The 642-nt window shown below is 75.9% G+C and carries 1 protein-coding gene and 1 pseudogene; both read left to right on the top strand.

Annotated elements, in window-relative coordinates; genetic code table 11:
* Positions 1–315: hypothetical protein (locus L2I40_RS24140; protein ID WP_237217866.1), on the top strand; the 315-nt coding region annotated here is incomplete at its 5' end.
* Positions 316–347: 32 nt separating this feature from the next.
* Positions 348–642: pseudogene (locus L2I40_RS24135) on the top strand (hypothetical protein); the annotation flags it as partial.

Below are 642 nucleotides of genomic sequence, written 5' to 3'. Positions count from 1 at the left end.
GCGGCCACCGGCTCGACCGGCGGCGCGACCGGCGCCACCACCCCGGGCCAGGGCACGACCGGCGGCGGCATGAGCACGACGCCCCCGGCCGCGACCACCCAGCACACGCAGCCGCGGACCGCGGCCGCGCCGGTGGCGGGCGCCAACTCCTTCACCGAGGGCCAGGCACGCGCCCGCATGGGCGATGCCGGCTTCGCCGACGTGCAGGAACTGCGCCTCGACGACCAGGGGATCTGGCGCGGCCGGGCGATGAGGAACGGCCAGCAGACGGGCGTGGCGCTCGACTACCAGGGCAACGTCGTCGCCACGCAGTAACGCGGCAAACAGACATCCGGAGGAGAACACCCATGGCGACCCGCAGCATCGCCCGCCTGTTCGACACCGCCGAGCACGCGCGCGCGGCGGTCAACGACCTCGAGGCGGCCGGCTTCTCGCATGACGACATCAGCTATCTCGGGGGGCACGGCGCGACCGTGGCCAACGACCCCAGCGTCTCGACGACCACGACCCGTCGCGGCGACACCGGCGCCGACACGGGCGCGGCGACGGGTGCCACCCTCGGCACCGTGCTCGGCGGCGGCGCAGGCCTGCTGGCCGGGCTCGGCGCGCTGGCCATTCCGGGCGTCGGCCCTGTCGTGGCGG

It is taken from the genome of Falsiroseomonas oryziterrae, assembly GCF_021864505.1.
GTDB classification, from domain to species: domain Bacteria; phylum Pseudomonadota; class Alphaproteobacteria; order Acetobacterales; family Acetobacteraceae; genus Falsiroseomonas; species Falsiroseomonas oryziterrae.
Note: the sequence above shows the minus strand (reverse complement) of the source record. Positions and strands in the feature narration are given on the sequence as shown.